Below are 19,858 nucleotides of genomic sequence, written 5' to 3'. Positions count from 1 at the left end.
CATTCTAAAGGAAAACCATTGCTCTGAGGTGGATTTTTCCAAAAAAGAGCATCCACCGAAATGGATGCTCTGGTCATAGAAATGTTTCTGCCAATAACGTATAAGTTTTCATTTTGGCATCGTGGTCATGCACATTGTTGATAATCATGAACTCGTTGGTTTGATACATTTCACTGAGACGTAGTAGCTCATCCCTTACGCTTTGAGGAGTACCGATAATCATCCGCTTTCTGTTCTTCCGTATCTTGTCTTTGTCTTCAGCTGTTAAGGACATGCTCCTCGCCTGTTCAGGGGAAGGAATTCTTGTATCCATGCCTCTTTCAACAGCCAGCAGCCATAAATCCTGGGTAAGCGCCTGCTCTTCGGCCTCTTCCTGAGTTTGCGCGCACACGACAAAAATACAGACATTTGCTTTCTGCATTGCGAGCAGGGGGGAGGGCTGAAAGGTATCAAAATAATGGTCCACAGCCTGTTTTCCGCCAGATGGGATAATGAAATGTCCGAATGTAAAGGCTGTGCCACTTTCTGCAGCGAGCCTAGCCCCTCTTTTGGTAACACCCAGCATCCATACATCCGGAATTGAGCTGGATTCCGGGAACGCCTTCACATGATGAAATGCGTGACCTTCAGGAAGCCGATTTTGCAAAAAGCCCTGCAAATCCCTGACCTGCCTCGGAAACTCGTTCATGCTTTTACTCAATCCATCAGTCAATGCCTGCCTTGTTGCAGGAGCACCACCAGGAGAGCGTCCGATTCCCAAATCAATTCGGTTTGGATACAGAGCTTCAAGAAGCTTGAAGTCTTCTGCAATTTTCAAGGGACTGTATTGTGGGAGCAGAACTCCACCCGAGCCAACGCGGATTTTATTCGTTTTTGAAGCAATATGTGAAATGAGAACCTGGGGAGACGACCCTGCGATTCCGTTGCTGTTATGGTGCTCGGCAACCCAAAATCTGCTGTATCCCAGCTTTTCCGTATGCTGGGCAAGCTTCACCGTGTTTTGCAATGCATCACTTGCCGATTCCCCTTGTCTGATAACGGATTGGTCCAGGACACTTAATCTCATTCTAAATCCTCCACTGAAACGCGTATTTATCTTAGATTCCCTAATGAGGGAGATATTTACCTTATTATAAAAAAAAAAAGACCCTTAGAGGGCCTTTAAGAGATTTGGCTGACGATGAATTCCGCATTGGTCTGGTATTCATCCTTACCCTGTACTTTATCAATCTTTTCAACAAACATGCCGAAGACCTTTTTCTTTTCCTCAAGGTCCTTGATTTCAAGTTTCAACTGGTTAAATCTTTCTTCAAAAGGTTTATGGTAAATCTCACGGATCGTACGGATAATTTCCTCATTCACCGTGGATTGACTTACCTGTTTGGTTATGCTGAACTTGTAACTGTATACTTGAAGCTCCTGCTTTACACTTTCATATTCCTTATCAATTTCCGCGAGCAATTCGAGGATTTCTTCTTTCCACTCATCCAGCGATTTTTTTAAGTATGATGATTCCATGCCCGTCCCTCCACTTATGTATAAAACGTTTCTTCCATCTTATCATGCATAAATTACAGTCCCTTTTCTAACAAGTTACAAATTAGGCTTGTATATTAAATAGGTGTAACAATAGAGGGGCAATATATTTTTGGGCCGGAAAACTAAGCATGCTAAGGCTGTATAAGTTTGTTCCCGCTTAGATGCAGTTCGGGTTGACAACCGTTGTCAATGAAGTTCGACTATCGGGTGCACCATAAATGGAAAACCTTATACATTATTTTTTAACTTTCTCTACACATCTTAGTATACTTTCCACAAACCTCTTGCAGCGTGGCAAATCTGCCATTTGGGGTTTTAATTCCACTTTTAAAGTAGCCGCAAGCCTCGACTGTACGAAAAGCATATCCCTAAACTCATCGACTGCACCACAAAAGTGAGGATAGAAACTGTCCCCGGTGCCAATCACACCGGTCACAACTTCTGAAACATCTTGAGTTTCAAATCCATTATAAACAGGGAGAATTTCACGGGGCAGTGTTCCATTACCCCACGTATACGTTCCCACAATCACAGCGTCAAATGTACCGAGTCTTTCTATTGGGAACAGGTTCGCCTGATAGATAACAGGATATATGGACAGTTTCCTAAACTCGCTTTCTATTATTTCTGCAAGCTCTTTCGTGTTTCCGGTTATAGATGCGTAGATTATAGCGATATTCTTTTTATAGCTCATCAAAGCCATTCGATTGAGTCACCTTTGAATATGTTCGGGATTTTTGCTCAAAGAAATCGGATTTCGTTTCATTGATCATTTCATCACTAAAAACGTGGATCCACGGCATTGGATTATCCCGTTCCTCAAATAAATTAGTAAGACCCAACTGACGCAGTCTTTTATTGGCCAAATATTCGATGTATGAATGAAACTCTGCGAGATCGATTCCATTGATGTCGTGCAGGATTTCGTCTGCCCATTCCTTCTCCAATAAAACAGCTTGTCCAATCTCCTCATAGATAAATCGAATGTTCTCTTTTGTATTTAGTTCAGGATTTTCTGCTAGCAGGATTCGAATAAACTGTGACATGAAATAGGCGTGCTGCATTTCATCACGTTGTATATAGCTGATTATTGTGCTTGTTTTAAGCATCTTTTGCTGCCGGGCAAGATTGTAAAAAAAGGCGAAGCCCGCGTAAAAATAAATTCCTTCCAAGTTAATCGAATTTATCCCTAGTTCAAACAATGCTTGGGGGGACGGGTCACTTCGAAACTGCTCATAAGATTGTAAAATCAACTTATTTCTTTTTTGAACAATCGAATCTTCTTTGGCCTGATTGAAACGGCTGTTTTGTTCACTTAAAGGCACCAGTGAGCTAAGGATATAGGAATATGATTCATTATGGACAGCTTCCTGTTGGGAAATAACCGCAAAAATCGCCTTGAAACTAGAGTCGGTGACATAGTCCATAACCTGGCTCATCGTCGGGGTCTGAAGGCTGTCCAACGAGGCCAGCTGAGTATTGACCCGTAAAAAAATGTCTTTTTCTATTTCGCTTAAGGAGTCCCATTGTTTTATATCATCTTGCATGTTAATCTCTTGCGCTTTCCAGAAGTTTGACAGCAGCGTTTGATAAACGTCATACATCTGTGGGTAGGCAATATCATTCCAATTGAGCAAGCCAGATGTTTTTCCATTGATAATCCCAGTTGACCGGTTTGGTTCACTAAGATTTAATAATTTGCTTTTAGTTAAGGGGGCATATATATTCATGGGTTTCTCCTCTCTAGTTAACTATGACAAGCTTCACATTCTTCAATTTGGGCCTGTGACGTACTCCGGACATAATAGGTAGTCTTCAATCCCTGCTTCCATGATTCGATATGGAGGTTTAACAAGTCCTTTGCCTTAATGTCATGCCTCACGTAAAGATTGAAGCTGATTGATTGGTCGATATGTCGCTGGCGTTTGGCATTCTGGCGGATGCTCCAGGTTTGGTCAAGTTCATGCCGGGCGCGGCGGTAATAGTTATAGGTAACATGGTTTAAGTCCGGTGCTGTTACCTTAAACTTGAAATTCTTTTTTTCTTCCGCGTATTCCACCGAGTATAGCGGGTCGATTCCATCCGTGGAACCGCCTATTTTTGCGGTAGAGGAATTGGGTGCGACGGCCATGAGCCAGCCATTGCGAAGGCCGTGTGTCTGAATCTTATCCCGCAGATCTTGCCAACGGATCGATGTGTAATTTTTTCTTTTAAAATAATTGCCGGTTTCCCATTCAGAACCTTTGAATTTGCTGTAGGCTCCTTTTTCCTTTGCTAGTTCCATTGAGGAAAGGATTGTGTAATAAGCGATATCCTCGTAAAGCTTATCTGCAAATTCAACCGCCATTTCAGATTCCCAATGGATTCCTTTTATTGCCAGCAAGTGATGCCAACCGAACGTACCAAGGCCAATTGCCCTGAACATTTGATTGGTTTTCTGAGCCTGTGCAACCGGAATCGTGTTTAAATCAATGACGTTATCAAGCATCCTGACCTGAATTTTAATGAGACGTTCCAGTATCGAAGCTGAAAATGCTTTTGCCAAATTGATAGAGGAGAGGTTGCAAACAACGAAATTGCCAGGCTTTCGCACTGTCACCAGATTGCCGTCCTGATTCTCATATTCGTTAATAATCGTTGTTGGTGACATGTTCTGGGTGATCTCCGTACATAAGTTACTGCAATAAATCGCCGTCCTTCCTTCACCTAGAATGTGTTTATTAGGATTCTGGCGGTTTACCTCATCCCTATAGAACATATAAGGAGTCCCGGTCTCAAGCTGGGCCACCATTATTCTCGCCATGATATCCATTGCCCGATATGTTTTCCTGGGCAGGAGTGGATTGCTGACAGCTTCCATGTATTTTTCGGTGAACATCTTTTTATCGACATCATCATAAAAGTCCTCTAGCCCAAGTGGCTGTCCGTTTTCATCTTTCCATCCCATCAATTGCTTTACTTGATGGGGACAAAAGGTGTGCCACACTCCAATACTCCGCCCATGTTCATCTGTTTCAAGCAGCATTTCCATAAACAGGTCAGGAATCGCTACACCTGTAAAAATATCATGAGCCTTTCTTCGTTCATCACCATTATTCGTTTTTAAATCGAGGAAACCGTTCATGATATCTTTATGAAAAACATCAAGATAGACTGCGATAGCTCCTTGCCTTTGTCCAAGCTGGTCGACGCTTACCGCTGTTCCGTTAATGAGACGGATCCAGGGAATGACTCCGGAAGACATCCCTTTGAAGCCTTTAATATCAGAGCCAAGCGCGCGAATCTTCCCGTAATATACTCCAATCCCGCCGCCATCCTTGCTTAATCGCGCGATATCCCAATTGTTCAAGTAGATACCATCGAGAGAATCCTCGACCGTATCAATAAAGCAGGAGGAAAGTTGGCCATAATTTTTCCCGGCATTGGAAAGGGTAGGTGTCGCCACGGTCATGTATAAATTGCTCATTGCCCAATAAGCTTCTTTGATAAGGGAAACCCTGTTGGGCTTAGGCTCATTCATCAATAAATACATGGCGATAATCATAAAACGTTCCTGAGGCAGTTCGAACAAATTTCTCTCATAATCCCTTGCCAAATACCTGTCTGCGAATAAAAATAATCCTATGTAATTAAAGAGGCGGTCTCTTTCAGGTTTAATTTCCCTTTCGAGTTCCTCTATTTCTTCTTTTGTATATGTGTTTAACAGCTCTGGAGAGTAAATTCCCTTCTTCGTAAGGGTTATTATCAAGTTATATAAATCCCCATATTGTAAATCTGGATTATATCCACGGTTGCCTGCTGCTTCTTTATATAATTCTTTAAGATAAAGTCTTGCTGCTAAAAATGTCCAATTTGGCTGGTCCATTGCTATTCTATTCAATGCATATAACATTGCGTGGTAGTTTGCATCTTTACCTGATGCCCGCCACTCAGCTACTTTCCCCATAAGTTCTGTAATATCAAGCTTGTATTGATTGGCTGTTTCCTCAATTGCCTTTTCAAGGTCCAACCCCTCAATCTGAATTTGATTTTCCATAAAATCCCCTCCTGATAAAATAAAAATCCGCTCAGTGAAACTGAGCGGATGAAACGATCACCTCAGGTAAGGGCGAAAAAAGCGTACACAGGACCCTGCTGAGTGCCATCGTTTCATCTTCCCAATCCCCGAGAAAGTGAAACAGCTTAAGATGGACAGGTCTCCTGACTTATGCTTCAACCTACTTTGAACCCTTCCCTTACAGGCACCTGTTTCCAAGCACTGTGTAAAGTGGATTTGTCCATTTCGTCGCATTTACAGTTGCGGGGGCAGTTCCGGATTTGCACCGGATTCCCTATTAAGCCTTACGGCGTCCTATCTCAAGGCAATACTATATATAGTTTGATTTAACCATTTAGCCACATTATGTAGTATATGTATAGTATATTAACGAAAGTCTCATAGAATAGCAAACTATAAAGATTACACATGATTTTTCCTGAAATCCGCTTTCTGCAAAAGGCAAGATGCACAGCTGCTTTTTTCTCCGAAGTGGTTAGCACTTGGCAGAGAAGGGAACGTTTCAATAGATAGGAGGTAATCAATATGAAAGTAACCATCTGGAATGAATTCCGTCATGAAAAGAACGATCTTCCCGTAAAGGAGATTTATCCGGAAGGAATACATACTATAATTAAACGATTTCTTGAGAAAGCGGGAATTGAGTCTGTCGCAACGGCAACGCTTGATGAGCCGGAGCACGGATTAACTGACGAAGTACTGCAAAACACGGACGTTTTAATTTGGTGGGGGCATCAAGCCCATGATGATGTAAGGGAAGAAATTGTTGAAAAAGTGAAGAATTTCGTCTTGGAGGGAATGGGCCTGATTGCCTTGCATTCTGCTCATTACTCGAAAATTTTCAAAGAGCTTATGGGAACTGAATGCAGCTTGAAATGGCGAGAAGCTGACGACACGGAACGGATCTGGGTGGTCGAACCGGTACATCCGATTGCGGAAGGGATTCCCGAAGTTATCGAACTTGAGCAGGAGGAAATGTATGGCGAGCACTTCGACATCCCACAGCCCGACGAACTTGTTTTCATTAGCTGGTTTACCGGTGGGGAAGTGTTCCGAAGCGGCTGTACGTTTACCCGAGGAAAAGGACGGATTTTCTATTTCCGTCCGGGTCACGAGACATTCCCGACCTATCACAACAAGTACATCCAAAAAATCATCATAAACGCAGTGAAATGGGCAGCACTAGGCCGAACATAGAAGTATCCAGCCGACCCTGTCAGCTGGATACTCAATTTGTGAATTTAAAAATCGCTGAATTAATTTCAAAACCGCCGAATTAATTTCAAAATCGCCGAATTAATTTCAAAATCGCCGAATTAATTTCAAAATCGCCGAATTATTTAGCGCTTATTCAATTCCCTTCGTAAAACTGGTGCGACTTCAGTTGCCAAAAGCTCGATACCCTCTGCGATTTTCTTGAACGGAACGGCACCGATATCAATTTGGGCAAGGAATCTTGTATGTCCAAAAAGCTCGTGCTGATGAAGGACTTTTTCAATAATCTGCTGCGGGCTGCCTACAAAAAGGGCTGTATCCGGGCCGGCCATTTTGTCAAAATCATTTCTCGAAATGCTTGTAGCCATTCCCCGCTGGCCGTTTACATATTTCCAGTAATTTGAATAGTAAGGATAAAACTCATCCTTTGCCTGCTGGGTTGTTTTTGCGATAAATCCGTGGCCGGTCACGCCCAGCTTTAGGCGCTCCTCAGAGTGGCCAGATTCCAATCCTGCCTCGCGATAAATATCGGCAAGTGGCTTAAATCGAGCTGGGTCTCCGCCAAGGATGGCCATTGCCATTCCTACACCTAGTTTCCCAGCACGGATTGCGCTCTCAGGTGAACCGCCAACGCCAATCCAGACAGGCAGCTCTTGTTGATAAGGACGCGGTGCGATTTCAGCATTGTTTATAGAGGAGCGAAATTTACCTTCCCAGCTAACCCGTTCGTTCTGGTTAAGCTTAAGAAGCAATTCCATATTTTCCGAAAACAATTGATCATAATCATCGAGGCTATAGCCGAATAGAGGGAATGACTCAATAAATGCTCCCCGGCCGGCAATGATTTCTGCGCGCCCATCCGAGATTAAATCCAGTGTTGCGAAATCCTCGAACAAACGAACCGGATCAATGGTACTCAAAACAGTCGTGGTGCTTGTCAGTTTAATCCGTTTTGTTTGCTGGGCAATACCGGCTAGGACGACAGCTGGAGTTGACACGGAATAATCGAGGCGGTGGTGCTCCCCGACTCCAAAGATATCTAGGCCTGCCTCATCTGCTAGCTTTGCAGCAGCCATGATTTCTTTCAGGCGCTCTCCCGCACTAATTGTTTGTCCAGTATGAGGGTCAGGACAAATATCCCCTAGGGTGTAAAGGCCGATCTCGAAGGAGTTGTTCTTTTCATGTATCAATGGTAGTCCTCCAGTTATATTAGCTAAATTAAGTTACTTTATATAAGTAGGTTTATCAAAGTAAGTTTATCGTGAAATCCTCAAATCGACAACCTTTTTTACTATAATTTTTGGTTTATTACCCTATTAGTTGTATCAATAACATACTTTTTCATACAAAAAAGTCTTTACAAATGGCAATTAACACGATAAAGTATTCTGTATATTCTAAAAGTACTGATGAAGACGGCTATAAGAAGGAGTCCCAGAGAGTCGGTGGCCGCTGTGAACCGATGCCTTTCTTATTAAAGCCCAGCACTTCTGAACTGGTCTGCCGAACAACTATAAAGTAGGCGGACACGGTGAAAACCGTTATCTTTCTTGAGATGTTGCCTTTTAACTGGCAACGAATGAGGGTGGCACCGCGTTTATTCCACGCCCCTCATAACAGACGCATGCTCTGTTATGGGGGGCGTTTTTATTTTGTTTTCTTGGGCCTTTGGTTTTGGATTGGAAGATAATTAGCGGAGGGAATGATGAAGGATGATGATTGACCAGCAAGCCCTATTTACCCCGGGACCCACGCCAGTCCCAGAACGAGTAAAGCATGCGATGAACCAGTCGATGATCGCGCATCGCAGTAAACAGTTCTCGAACCTTCTTGAAGAGGTATCGTTACGGCTCCGGCCAGCATTCGGCTCGGAAAATCCTGTGACAATCATTTCTGGAAGTGGGACGGCCGCACTGGAAACAGCCGCTGCCAACGTAGTGGAGGAAGGCGACGATGTGGTTGTAATTGTCACAGGCGCATTTGGGGACCGGTTCGCCAGTATTTGTGAGGCATTTGGTGCTAATGTGCACCGACTTGAAATAGAATGGGGAAAAACGTGTTCCCCACTGGAACTTGATGATTTTTTTAAAAAAATTAACGTCAGTGTTAAGGCGGTTTTCGCTACCTATTGTGAAACCTCGACAGGTGTGTTCAACCCAATAAAGGCGCTGGGTGATGTAGTCAAGGAGCAGTCCGACGCGTTATTTATTGTTGATGGAGTTAGCTGCATTGGTGCAGTAAAGGTGGATATGGAAGCCTGGCATATTGACATCCTGGCAGCGGGTTCCCAGAAAGCTCTCATGCTCCCGCCAGGGCTTGCCTTCATCGCAACCAGTGATAAGGCTAGGGCCGCCATCTCTGCCTGCAAGACAAAACGGTTTTACCTTGATTTAAACCGCTACTTCTCTTCTTTTGAAAAAGAAACGTCGACGCCATTTACGCCAGCTGTCTCTTTGATATACGGAACGCTTGAGGTTTGCAGGATGCTGGAGGAGGAAGGTTTTGACCATGTTGTTTCCCGTCACCTTCTGCTAAAGGAAATGGTCCGTGAAGGGGTTAAAGCATTGGGCATGCCGCTGCTGACTAGCGATGAAGATGCATCCTCTACCGTGACAGCAATCGTAACCAACAATGAAAAAACCAGGCAGCTGAAAAAAGTGCTGCAGGACCAGTTTGCCATTACCATCGCGGGCGGCCAGAAAAAGCTGAAAGGAGAAATCATCCGCATTGGACATATGGGCTATTGCACACCGTTTGATGTGATGAAGGTTTTAACAGGGATGGAATTGGCACTCGCTCAGCTAGGTGAAAAGGAAGTGCTCGGAGCAGCAACCTCAAAAGCTAAGGAAGTTTGGCTTAATAGCCTGTTAAAGCAAGAGCAAAACGAATGGGTACGAACTTGACCCAGTTTTTAAACAAATGGGGAAAGAAAATATAAACGACTAAAACTCAAAGAGCAAGCTTTCAAAAGACAAACAAACCTTGAAAAACCAGTGGGGAGGCAGAACAATGTTTAAGGTGTTGATTACAGATAGTATTAGTGATAGCGGGCTTCAAGCTTTATATGAACATCCTCTTTTCACCGTAGTTAAGCAGGTTGGCCTTCCGCACTCCGATCTCGTTGAGCAAATCCATCATTATGATGCGTTAATTGTCCGCAGCCAAACAAAGGTAACCGAGGACATCGTTCAGAAGGCGGACCGCCTAAAGGTGATTGCCCGGGCCGGGGTCGGTGTGGATAACATTGATGTAAGCGCGGCGACTCGTAAAGGAATTCTTGTAATTAACGCGCCTGGCGGGAATACCATTGCTGCTACTGAGCACACGTTGGCGATGCTGCTTGCGCTCGCCCGTAATATCCCGCAGGCCCACGAGATTACGTCCAAAGGTGAATGGAACCGCGGTGCCTTCCAGGGAGTCGAATTATACAGGAAAACTCTAGGAGTCATCGGTATGGGTAAAATCGGTACTGAGGTTGCCAAGCGGGCAAAAAGCTTTGGAATGGAGATTCTCGGCTTTGACCCCTATCTGACCGAAGAGCGTGCAGCCAAACTTGGAATCGCCAAGGCAACAGTCGATGAAATTGCGAGAAATTCCGATTTTATTACGATTCACACACCGCTTATTAATGCGACCCGAAATCTGGTGGATGATGAATTTTTGGCAAAAACAAAAAGGGGTGTCAGGTTTATTAACTGTGCAAGAGGCGGGATTATCGACGAGGAAGCACTGGTGAGGTCAATCAATGAAGGCCATGTAGCAGGGGCTGCACTTGATGTATTCCAGACAGAGCCGCCTACGAACAACGGACTGCTCAATCACCCGCGAATCATTACCACCCCGCATCTTGGGGCATCGACAGTCGAAGCACAGGAAAAGGTCGCTGAAGAGGTTAGTGAGGAAATCATTGAAATTCTTCAAACAAAGGTTGTCCGCCACGCTGTCAACATGCCGCAAATCTCCACGGAAGCGATGAAGAGCCTACAACCATATCTACGGCTTGGGGAACAGGTCGGCCAGCTTGTTATCCAGCTGTTGCACGAAGCGCCCAATAAAGTCGACATTGATTACTACGGAGATTTGATTAAGGGAGACACAGACCTTATTTCAAGGTCGATTGTAAAAGGAGTACTGACCCATCACCTGAGCGATTCTGTAAATCTCGTCAATGCCCTGCACCTCTTAAATGAGCATGGGGTTCCGCACACTGTCAGGAAAAACACCAATAATAAAGGCTTTGCGAATTATGTGGAAGTCACGGTCGCAAACGGAAACAGAAAAGCTTGCATTGGTGCCACAGTTCTCAATGGATATGGCGAACGGATTGTAAAGATTAATCAGTACCGGGTCGATGTCCGTCCTGAACGTCATCTGTTATTCATCAATCATCACGATGTTCCCGGGATGATCGGAAGAGTAGGTGCACTTCTGGGGGATCACCAAATTAACATTGGTACGATGCAGGTAGGCCGGGCCGATGTCGGCGGTGAGGCCATCATGGTGCTGACACTTGATAAACCAATCAGCCATGAGGTCCTTCAAGGCCTTACTGCCATCGACGGATTGAAGGAAGCACAGCTGCTGGAATTGTATCCGGATCATTAATAACTTGAACGCACAGTCAGCTGTGCGTTCTTTTTTCGTTGTGTCTGAATGGTGGTGGGACCTTATTCATGGGAAACCGGCAGGAGAAGAGACGCAGTAATTCCAATAGGAGTGTAAAATTAAACGTAGAAAAGGACTTCATTACAGTGAAGTCCTTTTTCGTAGTTTTAAATAGTAATAACGACTTTCCCCTGAGCATGCCCCTCTGAAAAATACCTGAAGGCATCGGCCACATCACTAAGCTGATACTTCCGATCAATAACAGGTTTTACTTTTCCTGCTTCTACAAGCTCTTTTATTGCAATCAAGTCGTGTTGATTTTGCCGCTGAAGGAAGCTGCCAACTTTTTTATTACTGGTCATCGAAATCCAAGGGCCTAGTGCCATTGCTTGGAACATCTGGGACTCCGAGCCCCCGACATGGACAAAAATACCATTATCATTTAAAGCATTTTTGTAGGCGGAAATCGGCTGGTGTCCATTTACACCTAGAATCAAGTCATAGCGCTCTGGTTTCTGTGTGAAGCTTTCCTTTTTGTAATCAATGACGTAGTCTGCTCCAATTGACTTAGCAGTTTCGGCATTCCTCGTGCTGCATACCGCGGTTACTTCCGCACCCATCGCCTTGGCAATTTGGACGGCAAACGTACCGACACCGCCGGATGCCCCATTGATTAGCACCTTTTTACCTGCCTGTGTTTTTCCTTTATCACGCAGGCTCTGGAGTGCGGTCGTGGCTGCCATCGGGAAAGCCGCTGCCTCCTCATACGTTAAATTGCCTGGTTTCATAGCGAGTGCGCTCTCAGGGACAGCAACATACTCCGCATACCCGCCCCATCCACAGCCTGAAAGATCACCGAACACCTCGTCACCAGGAGCGAATTGAGTAACATCCTTGCCTACCGCCTCAACCCGGCCAGCGATATCGCCGCCTGGTATTGGGTATTTGGGTTTGCGAAGACCGAACACGAACCGGGCCAGGAAAGGCTCCCCTTTCAAAAGGACGAGGTTGCCAAAATTAACAGAGGAGGCATGGATCCTGACGAGTACTTGATTGTCTTTTGGGATAGGCTTCTCTACATCCTTTAATTTTAGGACATCAGGGGTCCCGTATTGGTTACTCACAATTGCTTTAATACAAATCAACTCCTTATTATGGTTGATGTAAAGTCGTGCCAATAATGTCTTTTGATTTTACGCTTGTAATCTGAAATTGTTTCGAAATTTTCTGTTATTTTGTTCGACATTGTTTTGTTAAAAGGAGAAGAAGGGTGGACCTATGTGGATTATAAACAGGAATGGTGTCATTATCGGTAATTGTATAAAAATGATCCAGCACAGCAATAGGTTGAGATTACCTTGAGATTGATCCTTTACAAATATGCTGTCTCTTGAATCAGGACAACTTATTATAGATTCGAGACAGATTTTTCGATATACAGGACATTTCCCAAACTTTGCAGGACAGTTTTACAATTTTTCAGGACAAACTCCATTCCAAGCTCACTGGTAGAACAAACTACAACCAATAAGGAAAAACCGCACTCCATGATTTTTAAAGAAAAGGAAAAATAGAAACCATCCTGATCACTTCAGCGCGCATTTGTTGAAAATAGTGGAGGGGTAGGATACGTTTATCGTATCGCTTTATGAACGAACCAAAAGGGAGGAAATCATAATGGAAATAGGGATAAGTACCTTTGTTGAAACCACACCGGACCCGAAGACAGGCGAAGTCATCAGCCATGCACAGCGGATTCGTGAAGTGGTGGAGGAAATTATTTTGGCGGACCAGGTTGGGCTGGACGTATTTGGAGTGGGGGAGCATCACCGCGAGGATTATGCTGCTTCGGCACCCGCCGTTGTACTGGCGGCCGCTGCTCCGCAAACAAAGCGAATCAGATTGACGAGTGCGGTCACCGTGCTTTCATCCGATGACCCTGTTCGAGTTTTCCAGGACTTCGCAACCCTCGATGCAGTTTCAAACGGCCGCGCAGAAATCATGGCAGGCAGGGGATCGTTCATAGAATCGTTCCCGTTGTTCGGCTATGACTTGCAGGATTACAACGAACTATTTGAGGAAAAGCTGGATTTGCTCCTACACCTGCAACAATCCGAAAAGGTCACCTGGAGTGGCAAGCACCGCCCGTCTATCAATAATTTAGGCATCTATCCTCGTCCAGTCCAGGATCCATTGCCAATCTGGATCGGGAGCGGCGGCAATCAAGAATCGGTAGCCCGGGCAGGATTGCTCGGCCTTCCGCTTGTCCTTGCAATCATCGGTGGCAGTCCTAAACATTTCGCGCCCCTTGTCAATCTTTATTACCGAGCAGCGGAGCATGCCGGACATGATCGTTCCAAGCTAAAAGTTGCTTCACATTCCCATGGATTTGTTGGTGAAACTACGGAAATAGCAGCCAATAAATTCTTCCCATCAACTGCACAGGCAATGACCAAACTGGGCAGGGAGAGGGGATGGGGCCAGTATACCCGTTCGACATTTGATGCTGCGCGCAGCCTTGAGGGAGCACTCTACGTCGGAGACCCTGATACCGTTGCTGAAAAAATAATTCACTTGCGAAAGAATGTTGGCGTCACGAGGTTCATGCTGCATTGCCCTGTCGGCACGATGCCTCATGAGGACGTCATGAAATCAATTGAGCTATTGGGCAAGGAAGTGGCACCTCGCGTCAGGGAAGAAGTGGCTCGGTGGGAAGTAGAGCAGCGATAAGGCGGGGTTACGAGTGAACCCCATTTTATCCTGACAAGACCGTCAGAACCAGCATTGACGAACTTGTTTCTCAGCAGAGTCGCCAAGAACCACCATTGACGACCGCGCCTTCAGTTTTTTCTCAGCAGAGTCGTCAAGAAGCTCTATTGACGACCGTGCCGTCCATTTTTTCTCGGCAGGGTCGTTAAGAAGCTCTATTGACGACCGCGCCTTCAGTTTTTTCTCAGCAGAGTCGTTAAGAAGCTCTATTGACGACCGTGCCGTCCATTTTTTTCTAGGTAGGGTCGTCATTAGTCACCACACAAAAAAAGCTGTACGGCCTCAAAACGGCCGTACAGCTTTTCTAAATTAATCCCGAATTGCATCAAGCACCCCAAGTACATTGTCAAAAATAAAATCTGCCTGATGCTCCTCGAACAAAGTCCTTGCCTTGTCACCAGTCAGCCCAGTCAGGACCGCGGCAAACGTACAGCCCATTTCCCTTGCAGCAAGCAGGTCTGCGAGCGAATCGCCGACAACCAGGATCTCGCTGCCATTCCCTAATGGTAAGGAGGTTTCAAGGACGGAATCCACCTTCGTTCCTTTGCCTAGAAGGGCATGCATAAACGTATATGGATGCGGCTTTGCCAGTGACTTTTTTTCAGGAAGTTGACGTTCAGCCTTTAGCACGTCATCAGCGGTCACAATATCATCTGCATCAAAATACTTGAGCCAGTCTAGATGGCCGAACGGCTGAATGGTTTCGAGTTCTGGGCGCCCGGTTCCAATTCCTATGGAAATTCCGGCTTCAAGTAAACTAGCGAACAACTGCTCAATCTGTTCCTGAGAGCACAGGGTGGTTTCATTTGCGAGAAACCCTTTCTTGCCAGTTTGAACAGACGGCCTGCCTGTTGACTGCAAAACATTGTCATCGCCAACATACCATTCCTGAGATACGTGCTCACCAACCGACCAAAGAACTCCTTTTTCACCAAACGCCGTTGTTTCAATCCCGATTTTTTCAAAAACAAGTTTGTCAAGATGACGGAACAGGCCTCGCTTCGTTTCATCCGTTCTCTCAAAGTCCTCAATAAAGCGTCCGAAATCAAGTTGAATCGAAGTCTCCTTCAGAGTATGGCCAATCTCAATCAATGCGCCCCGGTCTAAATCCCGGCTGAGCCAGGCGCGTACCTTATCCTGGTCGTCATGCTGTGACAGCAGATGAATGACCTGATAGCTGAAGGTTATGTAAATCATATCCCAGTTGGCATTTAAGCCCCGCGCTTTCATAAATGATAGGACCTTGTCGTCTTGAAAAATTTCACGTCTGATTTCATCAATTTCATCTTGCTGAACATCGGTGTGGAATATTTCAGGCCCGAGTCCCAAATAGTTTTCGCTATACAGCAGCTCCCAAACTGTGAGTGCAGAGGCATCGAAATAATGTTCCTCGCTTAACAGCACCCCATCCACATCAAACAAGACCGTTTTTATCATCCGAATTCCCCACTCCCTTTAGCTTTCTTACTTTAATGTACCACAGTAACGGCAGGATAACTATCAGTAACTACATTATCAATTCGCCAGTTGCTGCTCGGCAAATTCACGATAAAGCGGGTGTGATTTCGTCAATTCAGTATGAGTTCCGATCCCGGTTACCTTGCCTTTTTCAAAAAAGACAATCTTGTCTGCGTTGACGATGGTCGATAGCCTGTGGGCGATGACGAAGGTAGTCCGGCCTTCCATCAGACGGGTCAAGGCTTGTTGGACGATACTTTCGGATTGGCTGTCGAGGCTTGCGGTTGCTTCATCCATCATCAGGATTTTTGGATCCCTCAAGAATGCCCGTGCAATTGCAATTCTCTGCCTTTGTCCACCGGATAACTTAACACCGCGCTCGCCAACCTCGGTATCCAGCCCTTTTGGAAATGCCTGAATAAATTCATCCGCATAAGCCATCCTGGCCACTTCCCATAAACGCTCATCTTCAATTGACCCTTTGTCTGCGAGCCCATAAGTCAGATTCTCACGGATGGTGCCAGCCATCATCGCACTTTCCTGAGAAACATAGCCAATTTGGCTGCGCCAGGACGCTAAAGCAAGCTCACTGATAGGTGTGCCGCCGATTCGGATTTCCCCGGATGTCGGTTCGTAATAACGTTCGAGAAGCGCGAACAGCGTGGTTTTTCCAGCACCGCTTGGCCCGGCAAAGGCAATCATCTGGCCGGGCTCCGCTGTGACGGAAACTCCCTCCAGAACTGATTCACCTTCCGCGTAGGAAAAGGAGACGTTATCGATTTCAACAGGGAGGTTGCTGATGTCCAACTCAATTCCCTGCTGTCCTTCCTCGAGAGGCTCCTCCAAAATTGTAATGATTCGTTCAGTCGCTCCTTTTGCCTTTTGCAGCTGTGTGAAAAACATCACGAACGAAGTGATTGGCATGATGATTTGAAACAAATAGAGAAGAAATGCAATTAGGGAGCCTGTTGACATCGTACCGTTCGCAACCCGCAACCCCCCGTAAGCAATAATCATGACAATAACAACCATGACGACAAGGTACATGATTGGGCCGATCAGCGCAAAAATCCGGGCTTCTTTTAGGCCATAACCAAGCAAGGACTGAATGCCGCCCGTACCCTTTAATTCTTCAATTTGCTCCGCAGTTGAAGCCTTCATTAACCGGATTTCACCAAGCGTCTGTGTGATATGTCCCGTAAATGTAGCTGTTTCGTTTTGCAGCCCGCGTGATATCGCGGCCATTTTTCGCCCAAGCGGAAACATGATGGCGAATGTGAGCGGGACTGAAACAAGCATGAGCAAAGTCATTTTCCAATCCATCACAAGCAGTATTGCAATCGCCCCAATGATCGAAATAATTCCGGTAATAAAATTTGAAAAATGGTTTGTAATCAAGTCGCGGACGATGCTCGTATCGTTGATAACTCGGCTCACTGTTTCCCCGGTAGACTGTTTATCAAAAAAACCGACCGGCAAACGCAGCAGCTTTGACCACATTCGCTCGCGCAACCGTGCCACGACTTTTTGCCCGGTATAGCTGAGCAGGTAGATGGAGATTCCGCTAATGACAGCCTGGATGATAAATGCTGCACCAATTCCAAAAATTAACGGGACACTCAACGATCCAACAGAGAAACCGTCTACAAGGTTTTTTGTCAAAAGTGGCACCACCAGCCCGGCCAGCGTGGTCATTATGCTGGCAGTCAGCCCGGCGAGGAGCGCTGCTTTTGGTATATTGGTTGATAATAATAATGAAATAAATGGTTTGAAATCTGTCTTTTGTTTCTCCATATGAAAGCTCCTATTCAAGTCGTTGCCAAATTTAGTAAGAATATGGCTCTATTATATCATTTAAAAGGATTGCAATTCGAGGTACGGGAAGCCAGTCCGTGATAACGACAAAAATTGTGGTAATTCATGTATATTTTTTACAAAGCTGTGAATTTATGTGGTTAAATGAAATAAAAAGCAAAAAAATATCGAAATATACTAATCTATTGGCTGCTCCTTGCCGATTATATAAAGTAAAGACTTTATGGAATTATCCGAGGGTAATTTCAATTTGGGTTGAAGTGAGGTTACATAATTTATGGTACAAAATATAAATCAATCATCCTCGCTTTTAGAGATTTATAAATCTTTTTACAAGTATAATCCAAACGTCATTTTTGCATTGAACACAAATGGCAAATTTGTGCTGGTCAATGAAATGGCCATACACTTGACGGGTTATACAAGAGAGGAATTACTGCAGTTATCCCTCACTTCCATCGTTCATGAGAAATATAGTGATACGGTGACCGAAACCTTTATTGAACTATTAGGCGGAAAAAAGAAAAGCTTTGAAGTTTCCATTTATCATAAATCCGGGGCTTTGATTGATTTAAGTATTACAACAGTGCCTATTTTTATCGGTCAGCAAATCATCGGTATTGCGGGGATGACGAAAGATTTAACCGAAAGAAATACGATTCAGAGGGAATTGGATTTATCAAAAAACCAACTCGAAAATTTGTTTAATAATCTCGATATTTGCGTTGTTACCACGGATGTCAACCGTGGATATATCCTGGACATTTCTCCAGGCTGCTATAAGCTATATGGGCGTATGCCGGAGGACTTGCTTCAACAGCCTTCTTTTTTTTGGAAAGAAGCCGTCCATCCGGATGATATTGATATAGTCCGAACTGGTCTTATCAATATACATAATGGCAAACGGGCAGAAATGGAATATCGGATTAAAGATGTTAAGGGTACAGTCAAATGGGTCAAGGAACAGACAACACCAATTTTTGATGAATCTGGGATATTGACTAAATTTGAAAGTGTCATTACCGATATTAGCGACCGGCGCAAGGTGGAAGAAGATTTAAAGTTCCTGGCAAACCATGACCTTCTGACCGAGCTGCCTAATCGGAGCATGTTTGAAAAAATGGTGCAGAGTGCTGTTGACGATGCTTATAGTAAGAAATCGAAACTGGCGGTCTTTTATCTCGATCTTGACCATTTTAAATTAATCAACGATACACTTGGCCATCATGCAGGAGATGAATTACTGCAAATTATCGCCGCCCGGCTGAGGAAATGCTTGCGCTCGACCGATATCATTTCCCGTCAAGGCGGGGACGAGTTTGCGATTCTGCTGGATGGCTTCACGGATGTGAAACAATTAGACATAGTGGCCAAAAGGCTAATTGAAACAGTAACCGACCCGCTGCGGCTTGCAGATCGGGAGTACGTTATCACAACTAGCCTCGGAATAAGTATTTATCCAGATGATACTGAAGACCCGCACAGCTTAATTAAACAAGCTGACCAGGCAATGTATCATGCGAAGGAAAACGGCAATAGCTCTTATCAATATTACCAGTCGAGCATGTCAATCAATCTATCCAGAAGGCTCGAATTGGAACAGGATTTAAGACAGGCGTTGAAGGAAAATGAATTGACCATATACTATCAGCCTGTGGTCGATATTCGCTCCAAGAGGATCATCGGATTTGAGGCCCTGCTTCGCTGGATTCATCCAAAGCACGGATTCATCTCGCCGGCTGAGTTCATTCCTATAGCAGAAGAATCCGGGCTCATTATCCCAATCGGGGAGTGGGTGCTTCGGACTGCATGCATGCAGTTTAAAGAGCTCCATAAGGGAGGGCATCCTGATACGTATGTTTCAGTGAATGTTTCCACCAAGCAGTTTGAAGGCGGTAATTTTGTCTCATTTGTTGAAAAAGTCCTTGAGGAAACAAATTTTAATCCTACCCTGCTTAAAGTGGAAATCACTGAGAGTGTCATGATGAAGGATATTGAGGACATTGTCGTCAAGCTCAAGGTTCTCGAGGAACTGGGAGTCAAAGTATTCCTTGATGACTTTGGAAAAGGCTATTCGTCTTTATATTACTTGCAAAGGCTCCCTATCAATCTGATGAAAATTGATAAGTCCTATGTACAGAGTATTGATAATAATTCAGGGCAGGAAACGATTATTAGAACTATCATTGCAATGGCCAATAGTCTTGGTTTGGGAATTATTGCTGAAGGTGTTGAATTAGAGAGCCAAATTTCCTTCCTGGAGGACCATGGCTGTTATAATCTGCAAGGCTTCATTTTTAGCAAACCAGTACCATATGACTTAATTCCTGGCTTGCTTGAGAAAAGTACTTTGGAGCAATATACCACTTAACTTAATCTGTGACATTTTTCGGTTTGAGG

14 protein-coding genes, 1 riboswitch and 1 other annotated feature are annotated in these 19,858 nt (G+C 44.7%); of the genes, 5 read left to right on the top strand and 9 right to left on the bottom strand.

All coding sequences use genetic code 11. From position 1 onward, the window contains the following. Positions 1-73: 73 nt before the first annotated feature. The 5 genes from AM500_RS22870 to AM500_RS22850 form a co-directional block, all read right to left on the bottom strand. Positions 74-1,066 carry an LLM class flavin-dependent oxidoreductase gene (locus AM500_RS22870; RefSeq protein WP_053601279.1) on the bottom strand — a complete coding sequence of 331 codons (993 nt, stop codon included), beginning with the start codon at positions 1,064-1,066 and terminating at the stop codon, positions 74-76. A 95-nt stretch (positions 1,067-1,161) separates the two neighbouring features. Next, positions 1,162-1,518 (bottom strand): hypothetical protein, encoded by a 357-nt coding sequence (locus tag AM500_RS22865; protein ID WP_043930536.1) that lies wholly within the window; start codon positions 1,516-1,518, stop codon positions 1,162-1,164. Between the two features lie 256 nt (positions 1,519-1,774). Further along, positions 1,775-2,242: a flavodoxin domain-containing protein gene (locus tag AM500_RS22860; RefSeq protein ID WP_231688070.1), complete on the bottom strand. Its 468-nt coding sequence runs from the start codon at positions 2,240-2,242 to the stop codon at positions 1,775-1,777. After that, entirely contained in the window at positions 2,223-3,269 is a 1,047-nt protein-coding gene (locus AM500_RS22855; protein WP_053601278.1) for a ribonucleotide-diphosphate reductase subunit beta, read from the bottom strand. Before AM500_RS22855 ends, AM500_RS22860 begins: the two co-directional genes overlap by 20 nt. Positions 3,270-3,286: 17 nt before the next feature. After that, positions 3,287-5,575, bottom strand: a complete 2,289-nt coding sequence (locus AM500_RS22850; RefSeq protein WP_053601277.1) for a ribonucleoside-diphosphate reductase subunit alpha — start codon at positions 5,573-5,575, stop codon at positions 3,287-3,289. 137 nt (positions 5,576-5,712) lie between these two features. After that, positions 5,713-5,909, bottom strand: a riboswitch (cobalamin riboswitch). Positions 5,910-6,121: 212 nt separating this feature from the next. Between AM500_RS22850 and AM500_RS22845 the strand changes: the two genes are divergently transcribed. Next, positions 6,122-6,793 (top strand): ThuA domain-containing protein, encoded by a 672-nt coding sequence (locus AM500_RS22845; RefSeq protein ID WP_053601276.1) that lies wholly within the window; start codon positions 6,122-6,124, stop codon positions 6,791-6,793. 143 nt (positions 6,794-6,936) lie between these two features. Here the strand turns inward: AM500_RS22845 and AM500_RS22840 are convergent, their stop codons facing one another. Further along, on the bottom strand, positions 6,937-8,001 hold the full coding sequence (locus AM500_RS22840; protein WP_053601275.1) for an LLM class flavin-dependent oxidoreductase: 1,065 nt from the start codon (positions 7,999-8,001) through the stop codon (positions 6,937-6,939). 207 nt (positions 8,002-8,208) lie between these two features. Continuing rightward, positions 8,209-8,426 (top strand) — a binding site (T-box leader). Positions 8,427-8,523: 97 nt separating this feature from the next. On the opposite strand from AM500_RS22840, the gene AM500_RS22835 reads away from it, so the two are divergent. Further along, positions 8,524-9,714 carry a pyridoxal-phosphate-dependent aminotransferase family protein gene (locus tag AM500_RS22835; RefSeq protein ID WP_053601274.1) on the top strand — a complete coding sequence of 397 codons (1,191 nt, stop codon included), beginning with the start codon at positions 8,524-8,526 and terminating at the stop codon, positions 9,712-9,714. A gap of 106 nt (positions 9,715-9,820) precedes the next feature. Then, positions 9,821-11,416 carry a phosphoglycerate dehydrogenase gene (serA, locus tag AM500_RS22830; RefSeq protein ID WP_053601273.1) on the top strand — a complete coding sequence of 532 codons (1,596 nt, stop codon included), beginning with the start codon at positions 9,821-9,823 and terminating at the stop codon, positions 11,414-11,416. 167 nt (positions 11,417-11,583) lie between these two features. Here the strand turns inward: serA and AM500_RS22825 are convergent, their stop codons facing one another. Further along, positions 11,584-12,552, bottom strand: a complete 969-nt coding sequence (locus AM500_RS22825; RefSeq protein WP_053601849.1) for an NAD(P)-dependent alcohol dehydrogenase — start codon at positions 12,550-12,552, stop codon at positions 11,584-11,586. Between the two features lie 541 nt (positions 12,553-13,093). Between AM500_RS22825 and AM500_RS22820 the strand changes: the two genes are divergently transcribed. After that, positions 13,094-14,146 carry an LLM class flavin-dependent oxidoreductase gene (locus AM500_RS22820; RefSeq protein ID WP_053601272.1) on the top strand — a complete coding sequence of 351 codons (1,053 nt, stop codon included), beginning with the start codon at positions 13,094-13,096 and terminating at the stop codon, positions 14,144-14,146. A 348-nt stretch (positions 14,147-14,494) separates the two neighbouring features. Here the strand turns inward: AM500_RS22820 and AM500_RS22810 are convergent, their stop codons facing one another. Both AM500_RS22810 and AM500_RS22805 read right to left on the bottom strand, forming a co-directional pair. After that, the gene (locus AM500_RS22810; RefSeq protein ID WP_053601270.1) at positions 14,495-15,622 is read right to left on the bottom strand and encodes an HAD family hydrolase; all 1,128 of its coding nucleotides are present in this window, start codon (positions 15,620-15,622) and stop codon (positions 14,495-14,497) included. Between the two features lie 78 nt (positions 15,623-15,700). Continuing rightward, positions 15,701-17,437, bottom strand: a complete 1,737-nt coding sequence (locus AM500_RS22805) for an ABC transporter ATP-binding protein (protein ID WP_053601269.1) — start codon at positions 17,435-17,437, stop codon at positions 15,701-15,703. 298 nt (positions 17,438-17,735) lie between these two features. Between AM500_RS22805 and AM500_RS22800 the strand changes: the two genes are divergently transcribed. After that, a complete protein-coding gene (locus AM500_RS22800; RefSeq protein WP_053601268.1) occupies positions 17,736-19,829 on the top strand; it encodes a sensor domain-containing protein in 2,094 nt (697 codons plus the stop codon). Positions 19,830-19,858 lie beyond the last annotated feature (29 nt).

The organism is Bacillus sp. FJAT-18017 (genome assembly GCF_001278805.1).
GTDB lineage: Bacteria > Bacillota > Bacilli > Bacillales > Cytobacillaceae > Bacillus_D.
This window is presented reverse-complemented; position numbering and strand designations above follow the sequence as displayed.